Source organism: Parabacteroides sp. AM58-2XD (genome assembly GCF_003463685.1).
In the GTDB taxonomy this organism is placed as follows: Bacteria; Bacteroidota; Bacteroidia; order Bacteroidales; family Tannerellaceae; genus Parabacteroides; species Parabacteroides segnis.
Map to the genome: position 1 here is coordinate 44389 of NZ_QSDP01000031.1, position 15197 is coordinate 59585.

The following is a 15197-nucleotide window of genomic DNA, read 5'->3' on the forward strand; positions in this document are numbered from 1 at the left end:
GTTGACAGATTTACTGCAACTATCCCGCAGAACTGTCGGCAATCGGTTATCAACCCGAATGCGAAGGTACATATTTTAGTTGATTTAAACTTATTACTCTATATTATTTTGAACAAAAAAGCTACCTTTGCCAAACATTTCAGTAACATTTGTTGCTGTCATTTGTTACTTGTCAACAGACAACAATTTTAATGGAGGTACAAGAATTACTTAAAATATTCGCCGCCCACCCGCAAGTTTCCGCATTGGATACCCTTTTGAACGGTAATACGTCAAATAACATTTTCCTGAAAGGGTTGAACGGTTCGGGCGCAGCAATGACAATCGCTTCTCTTTTTTTAAAAAGAAGGGGCAACTATGTGTGCATACTCAACGACCAGGAAGAAGCCGGCTACTTCTATCACGACCTGATGCAGCTGACCGGAAGCAATGAGATTTACTTTTTCCCGTCCGCTTACCGCCGGGCCATCAAATACGGACATATCGACCCCGCAAATGAAATACTGCGGACCGAAGTGCTCAGTGTCCTCCAGGACCCCGAAGCACCCTTCGTGATCGTTTCCTATCCTGATGCACTGGCTGAAAAGGTCATATCGCGCGACGACCTGAAAAAGAACACTCTGAAGATCAGTGTCGGCGAGAAGCTGGATAATATGTTCGTGTCCGACGTGCTCGACGAATATGGATTCGAACAGGTGGACTATGTCTACGAACCGGGGCAATATGCCCTGCGCGGCAGTATCCTGGACGTATTCTCTTTCTCCTACGAATTTCCCTACCGTATCGACTTCTTCGGAAAGGAAGTGGAGACAATCCGTACGTTCGATGTGGAAACCCAGCTTTCCAAAGAGAAAATGGACAGTATCTATATCGTGCCGGAAATGAATAAAAGCGACCGTACCAACACCCTGCTGCTGGATTCACTGCCTGCACAAACAATCCTGGCGGCCAGAGACCTGGCATGGACGAAGGAACGTATCGGCAGCTTGTGGAATGAAGAGCCGGTTGTCGGTGACGAAGAATCGTTTGCCGACATCAGCCGAATGCGTGCCAGACTGGTGACTGGAGAAGATTTCCTCCGGGCAGCCCTCAACTTCCGCCGGATACATTTCGGTACACGCCCGGCAGGAGTAGCGGATGCCACCCTTACATTCAGTACACAGGCACAGCCTATTTACCATAAGAATTTCGATATGGTGAGCGACTCTTTCCGTAACTATCTGGAGAGTGGCTATACATTATATATATTGAGTGACGTCGAAAAACAGGCAACCCGTATCCGGGCGATCTTCGAGGACCGGGGAGAAAATATTCCTTTCACTTCGGTCAACAAGACCATACATGAAGGATTTACCGATGACGCGCTGCGTATCTGTCTCTTTACGGATCATCAGCTGTTCGACCGTTTCCACAAGTTCAACCTGAAAAGCGAAAAGGCCCGCAGCGGAAAACTCACGTTGTCACTGAAAGAACTGAACCAGTTCACGACCGGCGACTATATCGTGCATATCGACCATGGCGTCGGGCAGTTCGGCGGCCTGGTACGCACCGAAGTAAACGGCAAGATACAGGAAGCTATCAAACTGATCTACCAAAACAACGACATCATCTTCGTCAGCATACATTCCCTGCATAAGCTATCCAAATATAAAGGAAAAGACAGCGGCGAACCGCCCAAGCTGAACAAGCTGGGAACCGGTGCATGGGAGAAGATGAAGGAAAAGACAAAGAAGAAGGTCAAGGACATTGCCCGCGACCTGATCCTTCTTTACTCCCAACGCAAACAGGAGACAGGTTTCTCCTACTCGCCGGATAGCTTCATGCAGCACGAACTGGAAGCAAGCTTCATTTATGAAGACACACCCGACCAGATGAAAGCGACAAGCGAAGTAAAAGAAGACATGGAAAGTTTACGTCCGATGGATCGCCTGATCTGTGGTGACGTAGGTTTCGGCAAGACGGAGGTAGCGATCCGTGCTGCCTTCAAGGCTGTTTCCGATAACAAGCAGGTAGCCGTACTGGTTCCTACAACAGTTCTTGCTTTCCAACATTTCCAGACTTTTTCGGAGCGTCTGAAAGATTTCCCCTGCCGGATCGATTATATCAGCCGGGCAAGGACTACGGCACAGATCAAAAGGACGTTGATGGATGTCGCCGACGGTCAGGTGAACATCCTGATCGGTACGCATCGTATTGTCAGCAAAGATGTCAAGTTCAAAGACCTGGGATTGCTTATCATCGATGAAGAGCAAAAGTTCGGCGTATCCGTTAAGGAAAAACTTCGTCAGATGAAAGTGAATGTGGATACGCTGACAATGACAGCGACACCGATCCCCCGAACTTTGCAGTTCTCGTTGATGGGTGCCCGCGACCTGAGCAGCATCACCACTCCCCCGCCCAACCGGTATCCGGTACAGACGGAAGTGGAGCGTTTCAACCCCGATATTATCCGTGAAGCGATTAATTTCGAGATGAGCCGTAACGGACAGGTTTTCTTCATCAATAACCGTGTTCAGAACATCTACGAAATAGAACATCTGGTACGCAGGGAAGTGCCAGACGCCCGCATAGCCGTAGGACACGGCCAGATGGAACCGGACAAACTGGAGAAGATCATTCTCGACTTCGTAAACTATGAATATGATGTACTGATCGCCACCAGCATTGTGGAAAGCGGTATCGATGTACCGAATGCCAATACCATCATCATCAATAACGCACAACAATTCGGTCTGTCCGACCTGCACCAGTTGCGCGGACGTGTAGGACGAAGCAACCGCAAGGCCTTCTGTTATCTACTCTCGCCGCCCCTCTCCTCACTTACGCAGGAGGCACGCCGCCGTTTGCAAGCGATCGAAAACTTCTCCGAACTGGGAAGTGGAATTCATATCGCCATGCAAGACTTGGATATCCGTGGCGCCGGTAACATGTTGGGTGCCGAGCAAAGTGGTTTCATCGCCGACCTCGGCTACGAAACCTATCAGAAAATCCTGGAAGAAGCTGTCGATGAACTGAAAAGCGATGAGTTTGCCGACCTGTATGCCGATTCCGATGACGGCAAACGAGATTCCGGCAGCGAATACGTTCGCGAAACGTATATCGAAAGCGACCTCGAACTGATGTTCCCGCCAACCTATATTCCCAACGATTCGGAACGTGTTTCTCTCTACCGTGAACTGGATAAGATGGAAGAAGAACGCGATATTCTGGCCTTCACGGAACGTCTGAAAGATCGCTTCGGCAAAATTCCGAAGGAAGGAAAAGAACTGATCCGTATCGTTCGCCTCCGCCGTATGGCCAAGAAGCTGGGAATGGAAAAAGTGGTATTAAAGAAGGGGCAGATGAACATCATCCTCATATCCAACTCCGAAAGCACGTACTATCAGAGCAAGGCTTTCGACAAATTGCTGGCCTTTATACAAAAACATCCCCGCGAATGTAATCTCCGGGACCAGAACGGTAAGCGCAGTATCGTAATAAAAAATGTCCGTACAGTAGAAACCGCCTGCGCATTAGTAGAAGAAATAGAAAAATCATAAAATGAAGATGTCATGAAAAGAACATTGGTAGACCTTTTTGAAAACTCGGTGAAACAATATCCCGATAACCCGTTCTTATGGGAAAAGACAACAAACAAATTTGAGCCTACCACCTACACACAGGTTAGGGAACAGGTTTACACGCTGGGCGCCGGACTGGTTGCCCTGGGAGTAATGAAAGGCGACAACATGGCCCTGCTCAGCGAAGGCCGCAACGCCTGGATCATCGGCGAACTGGCGATGTTCTACGCCGGAGCCACCAACGTCCCCCTCTCTATCAAACTGGAAGAGGCAAACGACCTGTTGTTCCGTCTGACACATGCCGATGTAAAATATATTATGGTATCTGGCAACCAGTTGAAGAAAATACGTTCTATCGTCGATAAACTGCCGTTGCTTCAACAAATCATCATCTTCGACGACCAAAAGGAATATCAGGAAAAAGAAATTCCCCTCTCTAAAGTAATAGAAATGGGAAAAGAATATCTCAGTGCGCACCCGTTGGAAGAGTTTCTGACAATCGGACAATCGCTTACCAACGATGATTATGCCACAATCACTTACACCTCCGGAACAACCGCCGACCCGAAAGGCGTTATCCTCACTCATCGCAATTACACGGCTAACGTGGAGCAATCACTTACTTGCGTAGATATCGACGATACCTGGCGCACACTGGTTATCCTTCCGCTCGACCATTGCTTTGCCCACGTGGTAGGTTTCTATATATTTATGTATAAAGGAGCTTCGGTAGCTACCGTACAGGTGGGAAGAACCGGTATGGAGACGTTAAAGAATATCCCTGTAAACATCAAGGAATTTAAGCCGTATTTAATATTGAGTGTCCCGGCCCTTGCCAAGAACTTCAAAAAGAATATCGAACAAGGCATCCGGACGCAGGGTAACATGGTCAACCGTCTGTTCCACATGGGGCTGAACGTAGCATATACCTATAACGGGGATGGCGGCGATGACAAAGGTCGTGGCTGGCGGTTCCTGCTAAAACCGGTTGTAAGCCTGTTCGATAGTATCATCTTTTCTAAGGTCCGTGAGAACTTTGGCGGCGAACTGAAGTTCTTCATCGGCGGCGGTGCCCTGCTGGATAAGGATTTACAAAAGTTCTATTATGCCATCGGCCTGCCGATGTACCAGGGGTACGGGCTTAGCGAAGCAACTCCTGTCATCTCGACCAACGGCCCGCGCCACCACAGGTTTGGAAGCAGCGGTGTACTGGTTCAACCGCTTGACCTGAAAATATGTGACCAGGAAGGCAAAGAACTTCCCCTCGGAGAAAAAGGCGAAATTGTTATCCGCGGAGAAAATGTTATGGCAGGATACTGGAAAAATCCGGCTTCTACAACCGAAACCATTAAAGACGGTTGGCTTTACACCGGGGATATGGGATATATGGGTAAAGATGGCTTATTATATGTATTAGGCCGTTTCAAAAGCCTGCTGATCGGTAGCGATGGCGAAAAATACAGTCCGGAAGGTATCGAAGAAGCATTGGTTGAACATTCTTCCTGCATCGACCAACTGTTGCTTTACAACAACCAGAATCCTTATACGGTTGCTTTGGTTGTACCGAACAAAGACCATCTGAAAAGACATCTCTCCCACCTGCAACTCGATCTGAATACGGAAAAAGGAAAAGAAGAAGCCATCCGTATCATCCAAAAACAGATCGACCGTTTCCGTAAAGGGGGTGACTTGTCATCTATGTTCCCTGATCGCTGGCTACCCACCACATTTGCCGTCTTGCCCGAACCCTTCACCGAACAAAACGGCATGGTTAACAGTACAATGAAGATTGTCCGTGGAAAAGTAGAAAAAGCCTATGCTTCCCGCATCGATCATTTATATACACCGGAAGGGAAGAATCCGGTAAATAGGGAGAATATAAAGTCGTTGTAAACGGTTCCTGCATCCTCCTTGATTAAATATTATTAATAAGACTGACTCAGCTCCTACCGGGAAAAAGCTTACCTTTGCCAACTGCATTATCCGAGAAGGAATAACGTTAGTTTCATGGTAAAAAGAATTCACTTAATAGTACTGTTGGTTCTGTTGCAGGCAGCGACCGGTATTTCCGTTTTATATGCACAAAGCATGACCTCTGCATCCGGTATCGTAAAGGATTCAATAACCGGAGAACCTTTGGCTTTTGTTTCCGTCTATTTTGACGGTTCAACCATTGGGGCAATGACCGACGACAACGGGGCTTTCGCCTTACAGAACGATAAAGGTTATAACAAGCTGGCTGTCGCATCATTAGGATACGACACTAAAATATTGGACCTGAAAACCGGACAGAAGAACGACGGGCTTACCATTGACCTCCGCCCTACCGCCTTCGAAATATCCGAAGTCATCGTCAAACCCAAAAGAGAAAAATATTCCCGTAAAGACAATCCGGCCGTCGAACTGATTAAGAAAGTAATCGAACATAAGAACGATAACCGCATCGAAGCCAAGGACGAATATCAAACCGAGGTATACGAAAAATTATCTCTCTCCCTGGACGACTTCAACCCGGATTTCGAGAAAAACAAATTCATGAAGAAATTCAAATTCATCAAGAACTATCTGGACAGTTCCGAATTTAACGGCAAACCTATCCTGACCCTTTCCGTTCGTGAAACAATTGCAGATAGATACTACCGGAAACATCCGAAAACAGAAAAAACGATTGTCAAAGGTAAACGTATGCAAGGCGTCGACCAGACTCTAGATGACGGCGGGGGCATCACCTCCAACCTGGAAGAGATATTTCAGGGCATCAACATCTTCGATAATAATATCAATATCCTATTGAACCGTTTCGTCAGCCCCTTGTCCTCCACCCTGGCTACCAGCTATTATAAATACTATATCATGGATACCCTCGATATAGGAGGCGATAAATGTGTCGACCTGGCTTTCGTCCCGGTCAACAGCCAGAGTTACGGTTTTACCGGAAGGTTATACATCACTCTTGACGGTAATTATGCTTTAAAAAAATTCCTGCTGAACACCCCCGCCAATATCAACCTGAACTGGGTGGACAAACTCCGCATCGAACAGGAATTCGAACGGATGCCGGACAGCACCTGGGTGGTAAAGAACGAAAACACCTATGTCAATTTCTACCTGGTAAAAGGTGCCCAGCAGCTCTATGCGCACCAACTCAGGAATTACGACAAATACAATTTCAACATAGAACAGGCGAAAGCAGACTCCGTATTCAACCTGTTGGGTTCACTCCATACATTACCTGTGGCAATCGAACAGCCTGATACCTTCTGGATAAACAACCGGCATGTGCCTCTGAAAGAAAAAGAAAATGCCTTGAACGACCTGCTGGCCCAACTCCGGAAAGTCCCGGCATTCAATGTAATTATCAAAACAGCAGAAATACTTATATCCGGATATATCCCGACAGCCGGCGATAAGAAATCCACCAAATTTGACTTCGGTCCGATGAACACGACAATCAGCGGTAACAGTCTGGAAGGTGTCCGTTTACGTATCGGAGGTATGACGACAGCCAACTTGAATCCTTACTGGTTCGCCAGCGGATATCTCGCCTACGGAACGAACGACCGTAAACTGAAATACAACGTAAAACTGACACATAGCTTCAATAAAAAACTATACCACGAAGGAGAAAGTCCGGTCAATAATTTATCCTTTATCCAGGAATATGACGTATATACCCCCGGACAGGATTTCCTTTTCACCAGCAAGGATAACATCTTTGTTGCCTGGAAAGTAGGCGAACCTGTAACTAAAATGCAGTATATCCGCAAATCCATGTTCCAGTACGAAAAAGAATGGCTGAACGGCCTTACGTGGAGGTCATGGGTATATAACCAGAATAACCAGGCTGCCGGAACGCTCAAATATATCGAGAAAGAAGCAGACGGCACATTGATTCAAAAAAAGGATATTACAACCTCTGAAATCGGAACACAACTCCGTTTCGCTCCCGGTGAACGCTCTTACGACGGACGCTCCGGAAAAGAATCGGTCTTCAACCTGTCGAAGGATGCTCCTATCTTCAAACTGTCACATCAGTTGGGTATCAAAGGGGTACTGGGTGGAGAATATAACTACAATCATACGGAAGTCAGTGCGGAAAAACGTATCTGGTTATCCTCGTTCGGGCATATCGATACGCAGTTGAAAGCCGGAAAGGTATGGAACAAAGTACCTTTCCCGCTGCTGATCCTGCCGAATACCAACCAGTCAATTACTATCCAGCCGGAAGCATTCCACATGATGAATGCCCTGGAGTTTGTAACAGACCAATACGTTTCATTCAACGCCACCTATTATCTGAAAGGCTGGATATTGAATCGTATCCCAGGTATCAAATGGCTAAGGTTACGCGAAGTAATCTCTTTCAACGGTATCTACGGAGGATTGACGGATAAAAACAATCCGGCCTTGACACCGAATCTGTTCCTCCTGCCCGACAGCACACGTCCTTTGGGCAAAACACCGTATATGGAAGCAAGCGTCGGCCTGGAAAACATCTTCAAGATTCTTCGTATAGATTATTACCGCCGGCTCACCTATCTGGATGAACCGAATATTAAGAAAGGAGGGGTGCGTATTGCGTTGCGATTCTCCTTCTAACTCTCCTTTAAATCATGCGCCTAATGCCTGGGCACTCATACCTTTACTGGTATTCCTGCTCACCTATCTAGTCGTATCGATATTGGCAGGCGATTTTTATAAGATGCCTATCACCGTAGCGTTTGTTATATCATCTGTCGTTGCTATCGCCATATCCAAGGGAGGGAAATTATCCAACCGTATCGAACAGTTCTGCCGCGGAGCTGCCAACAGCAATATCATGCTGATGGTACTGATCTTTATTCTCGCCGGGGCGTTTGCCCAGACAGCCAAAGCGATGGGGGCCGTAGATGCGACCGTCAATCTGGCAATGTCGATCCTGCCCGGAAACCTGTTGGCTGCCGGTATATTCCTGGCTGCCTGCTTTATATCTATTTCTGTCGGGACCTCCGTAGGTACAATCGTAGCCCTCGCCCCTGTAGCAGTAGGTATTGCCGATAAGACGGGAATGCCCGATGCCCTGATGCTCGGAGTGGTTGTAAGCGGGGCCATGTTCGGCGACAATCTGTCTTTTATATCCGACACCACGATCGTTGCCACCCGAACACAGGGATGTAACATGAATGATAAGTTTAAAGTGAACATCCGTATCGCTCTCCCCATCGCTATTATTACAGGTATTATATATGTATTGGTTGGAAGCGGTATCGACAGCAATTATACAGCCGGAGCGATCGAATGGACAAAGGTGGTTCCTTATCTGGTAATCCTTGTCACCGCCATTTGCGGAGTCAATGTAATGCTGGTCTTATTTATCGGTATCCTGCTCTCCGGCATTATCGGATTACTGACGGGAGGTTTCGACATATGGGGCTGGACAGCTTCAATGGGACTCGGTATAACCAATATGGGTGAACTGATTATCGTCACTTTACTGGCAGGAGGCATGTTGGAAATGATTCGTTACAATGGAGGTATCGACTGGATCATCCTCAAACTGACTTCCCGTATCCATTCCTCCAAAGGAGCGGAAATGAGTATCGCCGCATTGGTCAGCTTTGCCAATCTCTGTACGGCAAACAATACGATTGCCCTGATCATGGCGGGACCGATCGCAAAAGATATTGCAGACCGTTTCAAAGTCGATCCGCGCCGCAGCGCAAGTATTCTGGATATTTTCTCTTGTTTCATTCAGGGAATCATCCCCTACGGGGCACAGTTGCTAATGGCTTCAGGATTAGGCCAGGTCTCCCCTCTCGAGATTATGCAGTACCTATACTATCCTTATTTATTGGGATTCGGCGCTTTACTGGCAATCTTCTCAGGATACCCGAAAAAATACAGTAACATGGTTTCTACGAAATAGCAAATCCAGACACATATAAACAAAAAAAGGCTATCCATCACGGACAGCCAATCTTCATTGTTAACCTTAAATCTAATACCATGAAAAACACAGTGCAAATATAGGGGTTTTATGTTATTCAGCATAATATTTGCAAGAAAAATGCGTCGCATTAACATTGTTTAGCTAAAACATGCTCTAAAACATATAAAATGAAGCATCCTTTACAGGAAACTTTATTACCCACCCCACTTAAAAATAAAGGGGACACCCTAGACCGGATATCCCCTCCCATCAACAAACCTCTTATATTTGTCATTTACCGAAACGTTCTTTCAGTTTTGCGATCATGTCTTTAGTCATTGTATCCAGATCGTAAGTCGGCTTCCAATCCCATTCTTCACGGGCACAAGTATCATCCAATGAATTGGGCCATGAATCAGCGATCGCCTGACGCAACGGATCAACCTTGTATTCCATCTGGAAGTCAGGAATATATTTACGGATATTGTTTGCTATAATTTCCGGATCGAAACTCATAGAAGCAATATTGAATGAGTTGCGGTGTTGCAGACGCGTAGGATCAGCTTCCATAATCTGGATAGCAGCATGCAATGCATCCGGCATATACATCATATCCATAAATGTACCGGCAGCGATCGGACATTCAAACTTCTCACCCTTTACGGCTGAATAATAAATATCCACTGCATAGTCAGTTGTACCACCACCCGGAGGAGTTACATAAGAAATCAATCCCGGGAAGCGAACCGAACGTGTATCCACACCGAAACGGATGTTATAATAGTCGCTCAACAACTCGCCGGAAACTTTAGTCACACCATACATCGTACGCGGGTTACGGATTGTATCCTGCGGAGTCTTGTCTTTCGGAGTGTTGTTACCGAATACACCGATAGAACTCGGAGTAAATACGGCACATTTCATTTCACGTGCTACTTCCAGTACGTTGAATAATCCACCCATACCGATCTTCCAGGCTAACTGAGGCTTTGCTTCAGCTACGGCAGACAATAATGCAGCCAGATTATAGATTGTGTCAATCTTATATTTAGACACTGTCTCGGCGATCTGCTGTTCATTTGTTATATCAACAAGTGCAGAAGGTCCTGATTCCAATAGTTCACCTTTGGGTTCTGCTCCGGATATATAACCTGCTACGATGTCGCCATCGTAACGTTTTCTCAACTCCATGGTTAACTCTGAGCCGATCTGACCGGTAGAACCGATAATTAATACATTCTTCATTGCGTTTTTATTGTTCTTTTAAGTTTTTTCTGCGGCAAAGGTATAGAGAATAAAATTGTTCCCGCACGATTTTCTTGTGTTTTTTCATGCTAATATTCAAAAAAAAATATGACCTTTGCTTCACCAGTTGAGAGTTGACTATTAACTGTTGACAGCCCTTTGTAACAAAAACGAACTAACTGTTACTTTTCAACTATCAATTGTTAACTAAATAGTCTACTTGATTCAAAAATACTAACAAAAAACAAAGTTATGTACGGTAAACTGAAAGATTTCCTTACACAGGAACTGGCTAACATTAAAGCAGCCGGATTGTACAAAAACGAGCGTATTATCACTACGCCACAAAGAGCCGACATTAAAGTAAATGCCGGAAGTAATGTTTTAAACTTCTGTGCCAACAATTACCTTGGTCTGTCAGACAACCAACGTCTGATTAAAGCAGCTAAAGATGCCATGGATTCTCACGGATACGGTATGTCATCCGTTCGTTTCATCTGCGGAACACAGGATTTACACAAAGAATTGGAAGCCGCTATTTCCGATTATTTCAAAACAGAAGATACGATTCTGTATGCCGCCTGTTTCGATGCAAACGGTGGTTTGTTCGAACCGTTGTTCGGCGAAGAAGATGCCATCATCTCCGATGCGTTGAACCACGCCTCCATCATTGACGGTGTACGTTTGTGTAAAGCAAAACGTTATCGCTACGCCAACGCAGATATGGCTGACCTGGAACGTTGCTTGCAGGAAGCTCAGGCACAGCGTCATCGCATCATCGCCACAGACGGTGTCTTCTCTATGGACGGTAACGTTGCCCCGATGGACAAGATCTGCGAACTGGCAGAAAAATATGATGCACTGGTCATGGTCGACGAATCTCACTCAGCCGGTGTAGCCGGTCCGACAGGTCACGGTGTGGCAGAACAATATAATGTATATGGAAAAATAGATATTTTCACAGGTACATTAGGTAAAGCATTCGGTGGCGCTATGGGTGGTTTCACTACAGGTAAAAAAGAAATTATCGACATGCTCCGCCAGCGTTCACGTCCTTATTTGTTCTCTAACTCAGTAGCACCAGCTATCGTCGGAGCTAGTCTGGAAATGTTCAAGATTCTGGAAGAAAGCGACGCACTGCATACTAAGCTGATGAACAACGTTTCTTACTTCCGCGATAAGATGCTGGCTGCCGGTTTCGATATCAAACCGACACAGTCTGCAATCTGCGCCGTGATGTTGTATGATGCCAAGTTGTCTCAGGACTTTGCTGCAAAAATGCAGGAAGAAGGCATTTATGTAACAGGATTCTACTATCCGGTAGTTCCGAAAGACCAGGCCCGTATCCGCGTTCAGTTGTCTGCCGGCCACGAAAAAGAACATCTGGATAAAGCCATTGCAGCATTTATCAAAGTTGGTAAAGAGCTGAATGTCATCAAATAAGCATTCTTCTATTTTATAGAAGTCTATAACAGCGGAAAGCATATCTCGTTTTCCGCTGTTTTTAACAACAGCTAGTCAAAACATTTAAAATCAAACCACAATGAAGTCATTACCACTAATATGCCTTATTTTTTGCTGTTGTTTCAACCTGGAAGCACAGGAAACAACACCCTCTAATAAAGAGTATCTGTTCGATTCATTTACAGACGGTAAAGCGTTATTAAAAAACAAACGTTTCAATCAAACAAAATTCAATTATAATTGTGTCTACCAGGAACTCCATTTCCTGAACAACGGAGAAGACATGACGATGGATAATAACAGCAACATAGACACCATTTACATCGACAACCGCAAATTCATTCCGCATTTAAACCGTTTCCTGGAATATATCCCAGTCAATAATACCGTTCTGCTGGTCGACTATAAAACCAAAGCAGTTCCTTTCGCGAAAAAAGGAGCATTCGGTATTGCGACACAAGGCTCGGTCCAGGCCATCGATGCCAACCAGACCCGGCAACAGAAGATGGGCAGCACCGACAATTACGTCTATAAATATAATCCGGAAAACACCTATTATCTTTTACAGAATCAAAAGAGGAAGAAATTCACAAATGCAAAATCATTCCTGAAACTCTTCCCCAAAGAACAGTCCGAATCAATTTCATCTTTCATAAAAGACCAGAAAATCAGCCTGAACCAAGTAAATGATATCGTAAAACTGCTTGAGTTTGCCACTCAAGCACAATAAAAAAAGAAGCGAAACATCCCGATGTTGCCGCTTCTTTTCTTCCTAAAACAATCTATTAACCTATAAATATGCCTATCAGTAATTATTATCTTCCTCGCCATCGATAAGGTTGTTCAACTCAAACTCCAGACTGACTATATCTTTCCTCCACGAATCTAAAATATGGGAAGGAATATCTTTCGGAGCATTATCTATCTTCGACTGGATATTCGAAACCTCCAGTTCCAATCTTTCTCGTCTGTTCATATCTCTTATAAATTATCACCTGTTTAACAATCTCTCAACTATTAAACAACAGTCCCGGCCAATATGTTCAGAAAGATTTTCTATCTTTGTATTCCTAAAACAATCGACAATAGAATATTTATGCAACTTAGTAATTATCACAGTCATTGTACATTCTGTGACGGGCGCAGTACGCCTGAAGACTTTGTAAAGTTCGCTATATCCCATGGCTTCCGGGCGTATGGATTTTCATCACACTCCCCCCTGCCCTTCGAGACCTTCTGGAACATGTCGAAAGAGACATGCCCGAATACCTGGCTGAAATAGACCGGCTGAAAAAGAAATACAGCGACCGGTTAGAAATATATACAGCCCTGGAAATTGATTATCTGGATGAAACCTACAACCCATCCGTCCCCTATTTCCAGAAACTTCCGCTGGATTACCGCATCGGCTCCATCCATTTCCTTCCTATCTCGGAACATCTGAGTGAAGAGAATATGGTCTGTATCGACGGTTCCTTCGCTGATTATAAAGCATCGGTGGAACGTTATTTTGAAGGAGATATCCGCAAGTTGGTAACCCGTTATTATGATTCGACACTGAAAATGATAGAAGCCGGAGGTATCGATATTGTCGGCCATATGGATAAAATATATATGAACGGGCACAAATGCGAAGGTTTCTCTTTTGACGCAACCTGGTATCAGGAACCGTTCATAGCGACCCTCGACCTGATAGCCGAAAAAGGATTGATGGTTGAAATAAACACCAAAAATCTGGAAAAGAAGCAACAGCTATTTCCCCGGAAAGAGTATCTCGGATTACTGAAAGAGATGAACATCCCCGTGATGGTTAATTCCGACTGCCATTATCCTTATCTGGTAAACGACGGACGGGAAAAGGCATTCAAATTGCTGAAAGAGATCGGGTTTAAATCTACCCGTGAATTGGTGAAAGGGGAATGGCAGGATGTCGCCATTGACTAATAGGAAAGTATTATTGGAAATTTACCTCAAACTCCAGGGGAAAGAAATCTTATCCAGCAGATCCTTACGATCAGAAGAGAGTTCGCCTTTTTTCAAGGCTCTGCGCTGTACGAAACACCAACTGCCGAGTTTGTTCTCACGGGCGGTTGGCCAGCGGTTGTTTTCAGAGAAGAATTGTTGTAGTTTTTCATAGTTTTCCATCCAGACATCATCGATAGTCCAGATAAAACCTTCGGCATCCATCCGGGCGATGCGTTCAGCCGAAAGTAAACCTTGTTTCCGGTTCTTACGCTGGGTGTTACACCAGCTGCCGGCTTTGCCTTCGTTGCTTTTGGGCCAGCGGTTGTGTTTTTTGTAGTAGGCAAGTACCTGCTGCCAGTTCTCCGTCCAAAGCGAATCCAGATCCTGCTCCCACCAGAAGCCGATCGAATCGAGCAACCGGATTCTTTCATTGGAAAGGAGACCTTTCTTTCGTGCCTGGCGTTGGGTATTGCACCAGGTATTCAGTTTGTTTTCGCCGCGTTTGGGACAACGGTGTTCTACGACCATAAATGCTTTCAGCTCTTCAAAGCAGTTCATCCAACGACTGTCCTGTACCTCCCATTCGAAACCGACCCGGTCCAGCTGCGAGATGTAATCTTCCGATAACGTCCCTTTCTTCCGGGCAATCCGCTGGGTGTTGCACCAGTTTCCCAGCTTCCCTTCGGCTGCCTGCGGCCAGCGTCCTTCACGCTCCTTATATTCGATCAAACGTTCATACATCACAAGCCATGCATCCAACTCCGCCAGCATATCATCCACCTGGGCACGGATATCGGACAGGAACCCCGTAACCTCAAACTCCATAAAGCCTTTAAAGCTCTTTGGGGCACGGATCGCCGGATGATAAGCCAACTCCCTTGACATAGCCTCATAAACAGAACGCCCCGAAAGGTTATTGACAAAATCAAGTACTACCGGATGACGATCCGAACCGGCTTTCAGGCAACGGCCCAACTGCTGCAAAGCTACCACATAAGATTCCGTCCGACGCAGGAACATGGCAGCATCTACTCCTTCCACATGCAATCCTTCGA

General features: G+C 45.6%; 9 protein-coding genes and 1 pseudogene. 7 read left to right on the plus strand and 3 right to left on the minus strand.

All coding sequences use genetic code 11. The features are described 5' to 3' along the window. The first annotated feature begins 191 nt into the window (after positions 1-191). The 4 genes from mfd (at position 192) to DXA15_RS09715 (ending at position 9465) form a co-directional block, all read left to right on the plus strand. Entirely contained in the window at positions 192-3539 is a 3348-nt protein-coding gene (gene mfd, locus DXA15_RS09700; protein ID WP_128133901.1) for a transcription-repair coupling factor, read from the plus strand. Between the two features lie 12 nt (positions 3540-3551). Then, positions 3552-5453 (plus strand): long-chain fatty acid--CoA ligase, encoded by a 1902-nt coding sequence (locus DXA15_RS09705; protein WP_128133902.1) that lies wholly within the window; start codon positions 3552-3554, stop codon positions 5451-5453. Between the two features lie 114 nt (positions 5454-5567). After that, positions 5568-8159, plus strand: coding sequence for a DUF5686 and carboxypeptidase-like regulatory domain-containing protein (locus tag DXA15_RS09710; protein WP_128133903.1), 2592 nt, complete (start codon positions 5568-5570; stop codon positions 8157-8159). Further along, complete coding sequence (locus DXA15_RS09715; protein WP_233567083.1) at positions 8104-9465, plus strand: Na+/H+ antiporter NhaC family protein; 1362 nt, start codon at positions 8104-8106, stop codon at positions 9463-9465. Before DXA15_RS09710 ends, DXA15_RS09715 begins: the two co-directional genes overlap by 56 nt. 294 nt (positions 9466-9759) lie before the next feature. Here the strand turns inward: DXA15_RS09715 and DXA15_RS09725 are convergent, their stop codons facing one another. Further along, positions 9760-10713, minus strand: coding sequence for an NAD-dependent epimerase/dehydratase family protein (locus tag DXA15_RS09725; protein WP_007656131.1), 954 nt, complete (start codon positions 10711-10713; stop codon positions 9760-9762). Between the two features lie 252 nt (positions 10714-10965). Between DXA15_RS09725 and kbl the strand changes: the two genes are divergently transcribed. Beyond that, complete coding sequence (kbl, locus tag DXA15_RS09730) at positions 10966-12156, plus strand: glycine C-acetyltransferase (protein WP_128133905.1); 1191 nt, start codon at positions 10966-10968, stop codon at positions 12154-12156. Between the two features lie 100 nt (positions 12157-12256). Next, entirely contained in the window at positions 12257-12907 is a 651-nt protein-coding gene (locus tag DXA15_RS09735) for a hypothetical protein (protein ID WP_128133906.1), read from the plus strand. A 75-nt stretch (positions 12908-12982) separates the two neighbouring features. Here DXA15_RS09735 and DXA15_RS25485 read toward each other — a convergent pair whose 3' ends face one another. Further along, positions 12983-13153 carry a hypothetical protein gene (locus DXA15_RS25485; protein ID WP_199676272.1) on the minus strand — a complete coding sequence of 57 codons (171 nt, stop codon included), beginning with the start codon at positions 13151-13153 and terminating at the stop codon, positions 12983-12985. Between the two features lie 120 nt (positions 13154-13273). Here DXA15_RS25485 and DXA15_RS09740 point away from each other — a divergent pair. After that, positions 13274-14121: pseudogene (locus DXA15_RS09740) on the plus strand (histidinol-phosphatase). A gap of 21 nt (positions 14122-14142) precedes the next feature. Here DXA15_RS09740 and DXA15_RS09745 read toward each other — a convergent pair. Further along, the coding region (locus DXA15_RS09745; RefSeq protein ID WP_199676274.1) for a Helicase associated domain protein at positions 14143-15197 on the minus strand (1055 nt) is incomplete at its 5' end.

Coding starts and splice junctions, on each gene's coding strand:
- mfd (WP_128133901.1), top strand. CDS start 192: ATGGAGGTACAAGAATTACTTAAAATATTCGCCGCCCACCCGCAAGTT.
- DXA15_RS09705 (WP_128133902.1), top strand. CDS start 3,552: ATGAAAAGAACATTGGTAGACCTTTTTGAAAACTCGGTGAAACAATAT.
- DXA15_RS09710 (WP_128133903.1), top strand. CDS start 5,568: ATGGTAAAAAGAATTCACTTAATAGTACTGTTGGTTCTGTTGCAGGCA.
- DXA15_RS09715 (WP_233567083.1), top strand. CDS start 8,104: ATGAACCGAATATTAAGAAAGGAGGGGTGCGTATTGCGTTGCGATTCT.
- DXA15_RS09725 (WP_007656131.1), bottom strand. CDS start 10,713: ATGAAGAATGTATTAATTATCGGTTCTACCGGTCAGATCGGCTCAGAG.
- kbl (WP_128133905.1), top strand. CDS start 10,966: ATGTACGGTAAACTGAAAGATTTCCTTACACAGGAACTGGCTAACATT.
- DXA15_RS09735 (WP_128133906.1), top strand. CDS start 12,257: ATGAAGTCATTACCACTAATATGCCTTATTTTTTGCTGTTGTTTCAAC.
- DXA15_RS25485 (WP_199676272.1), bottom strand. CDS start 13,153: ATGAACAGACGAGAAAGATTGGAACTGGAGGTTTCGAATATCCAGTCG.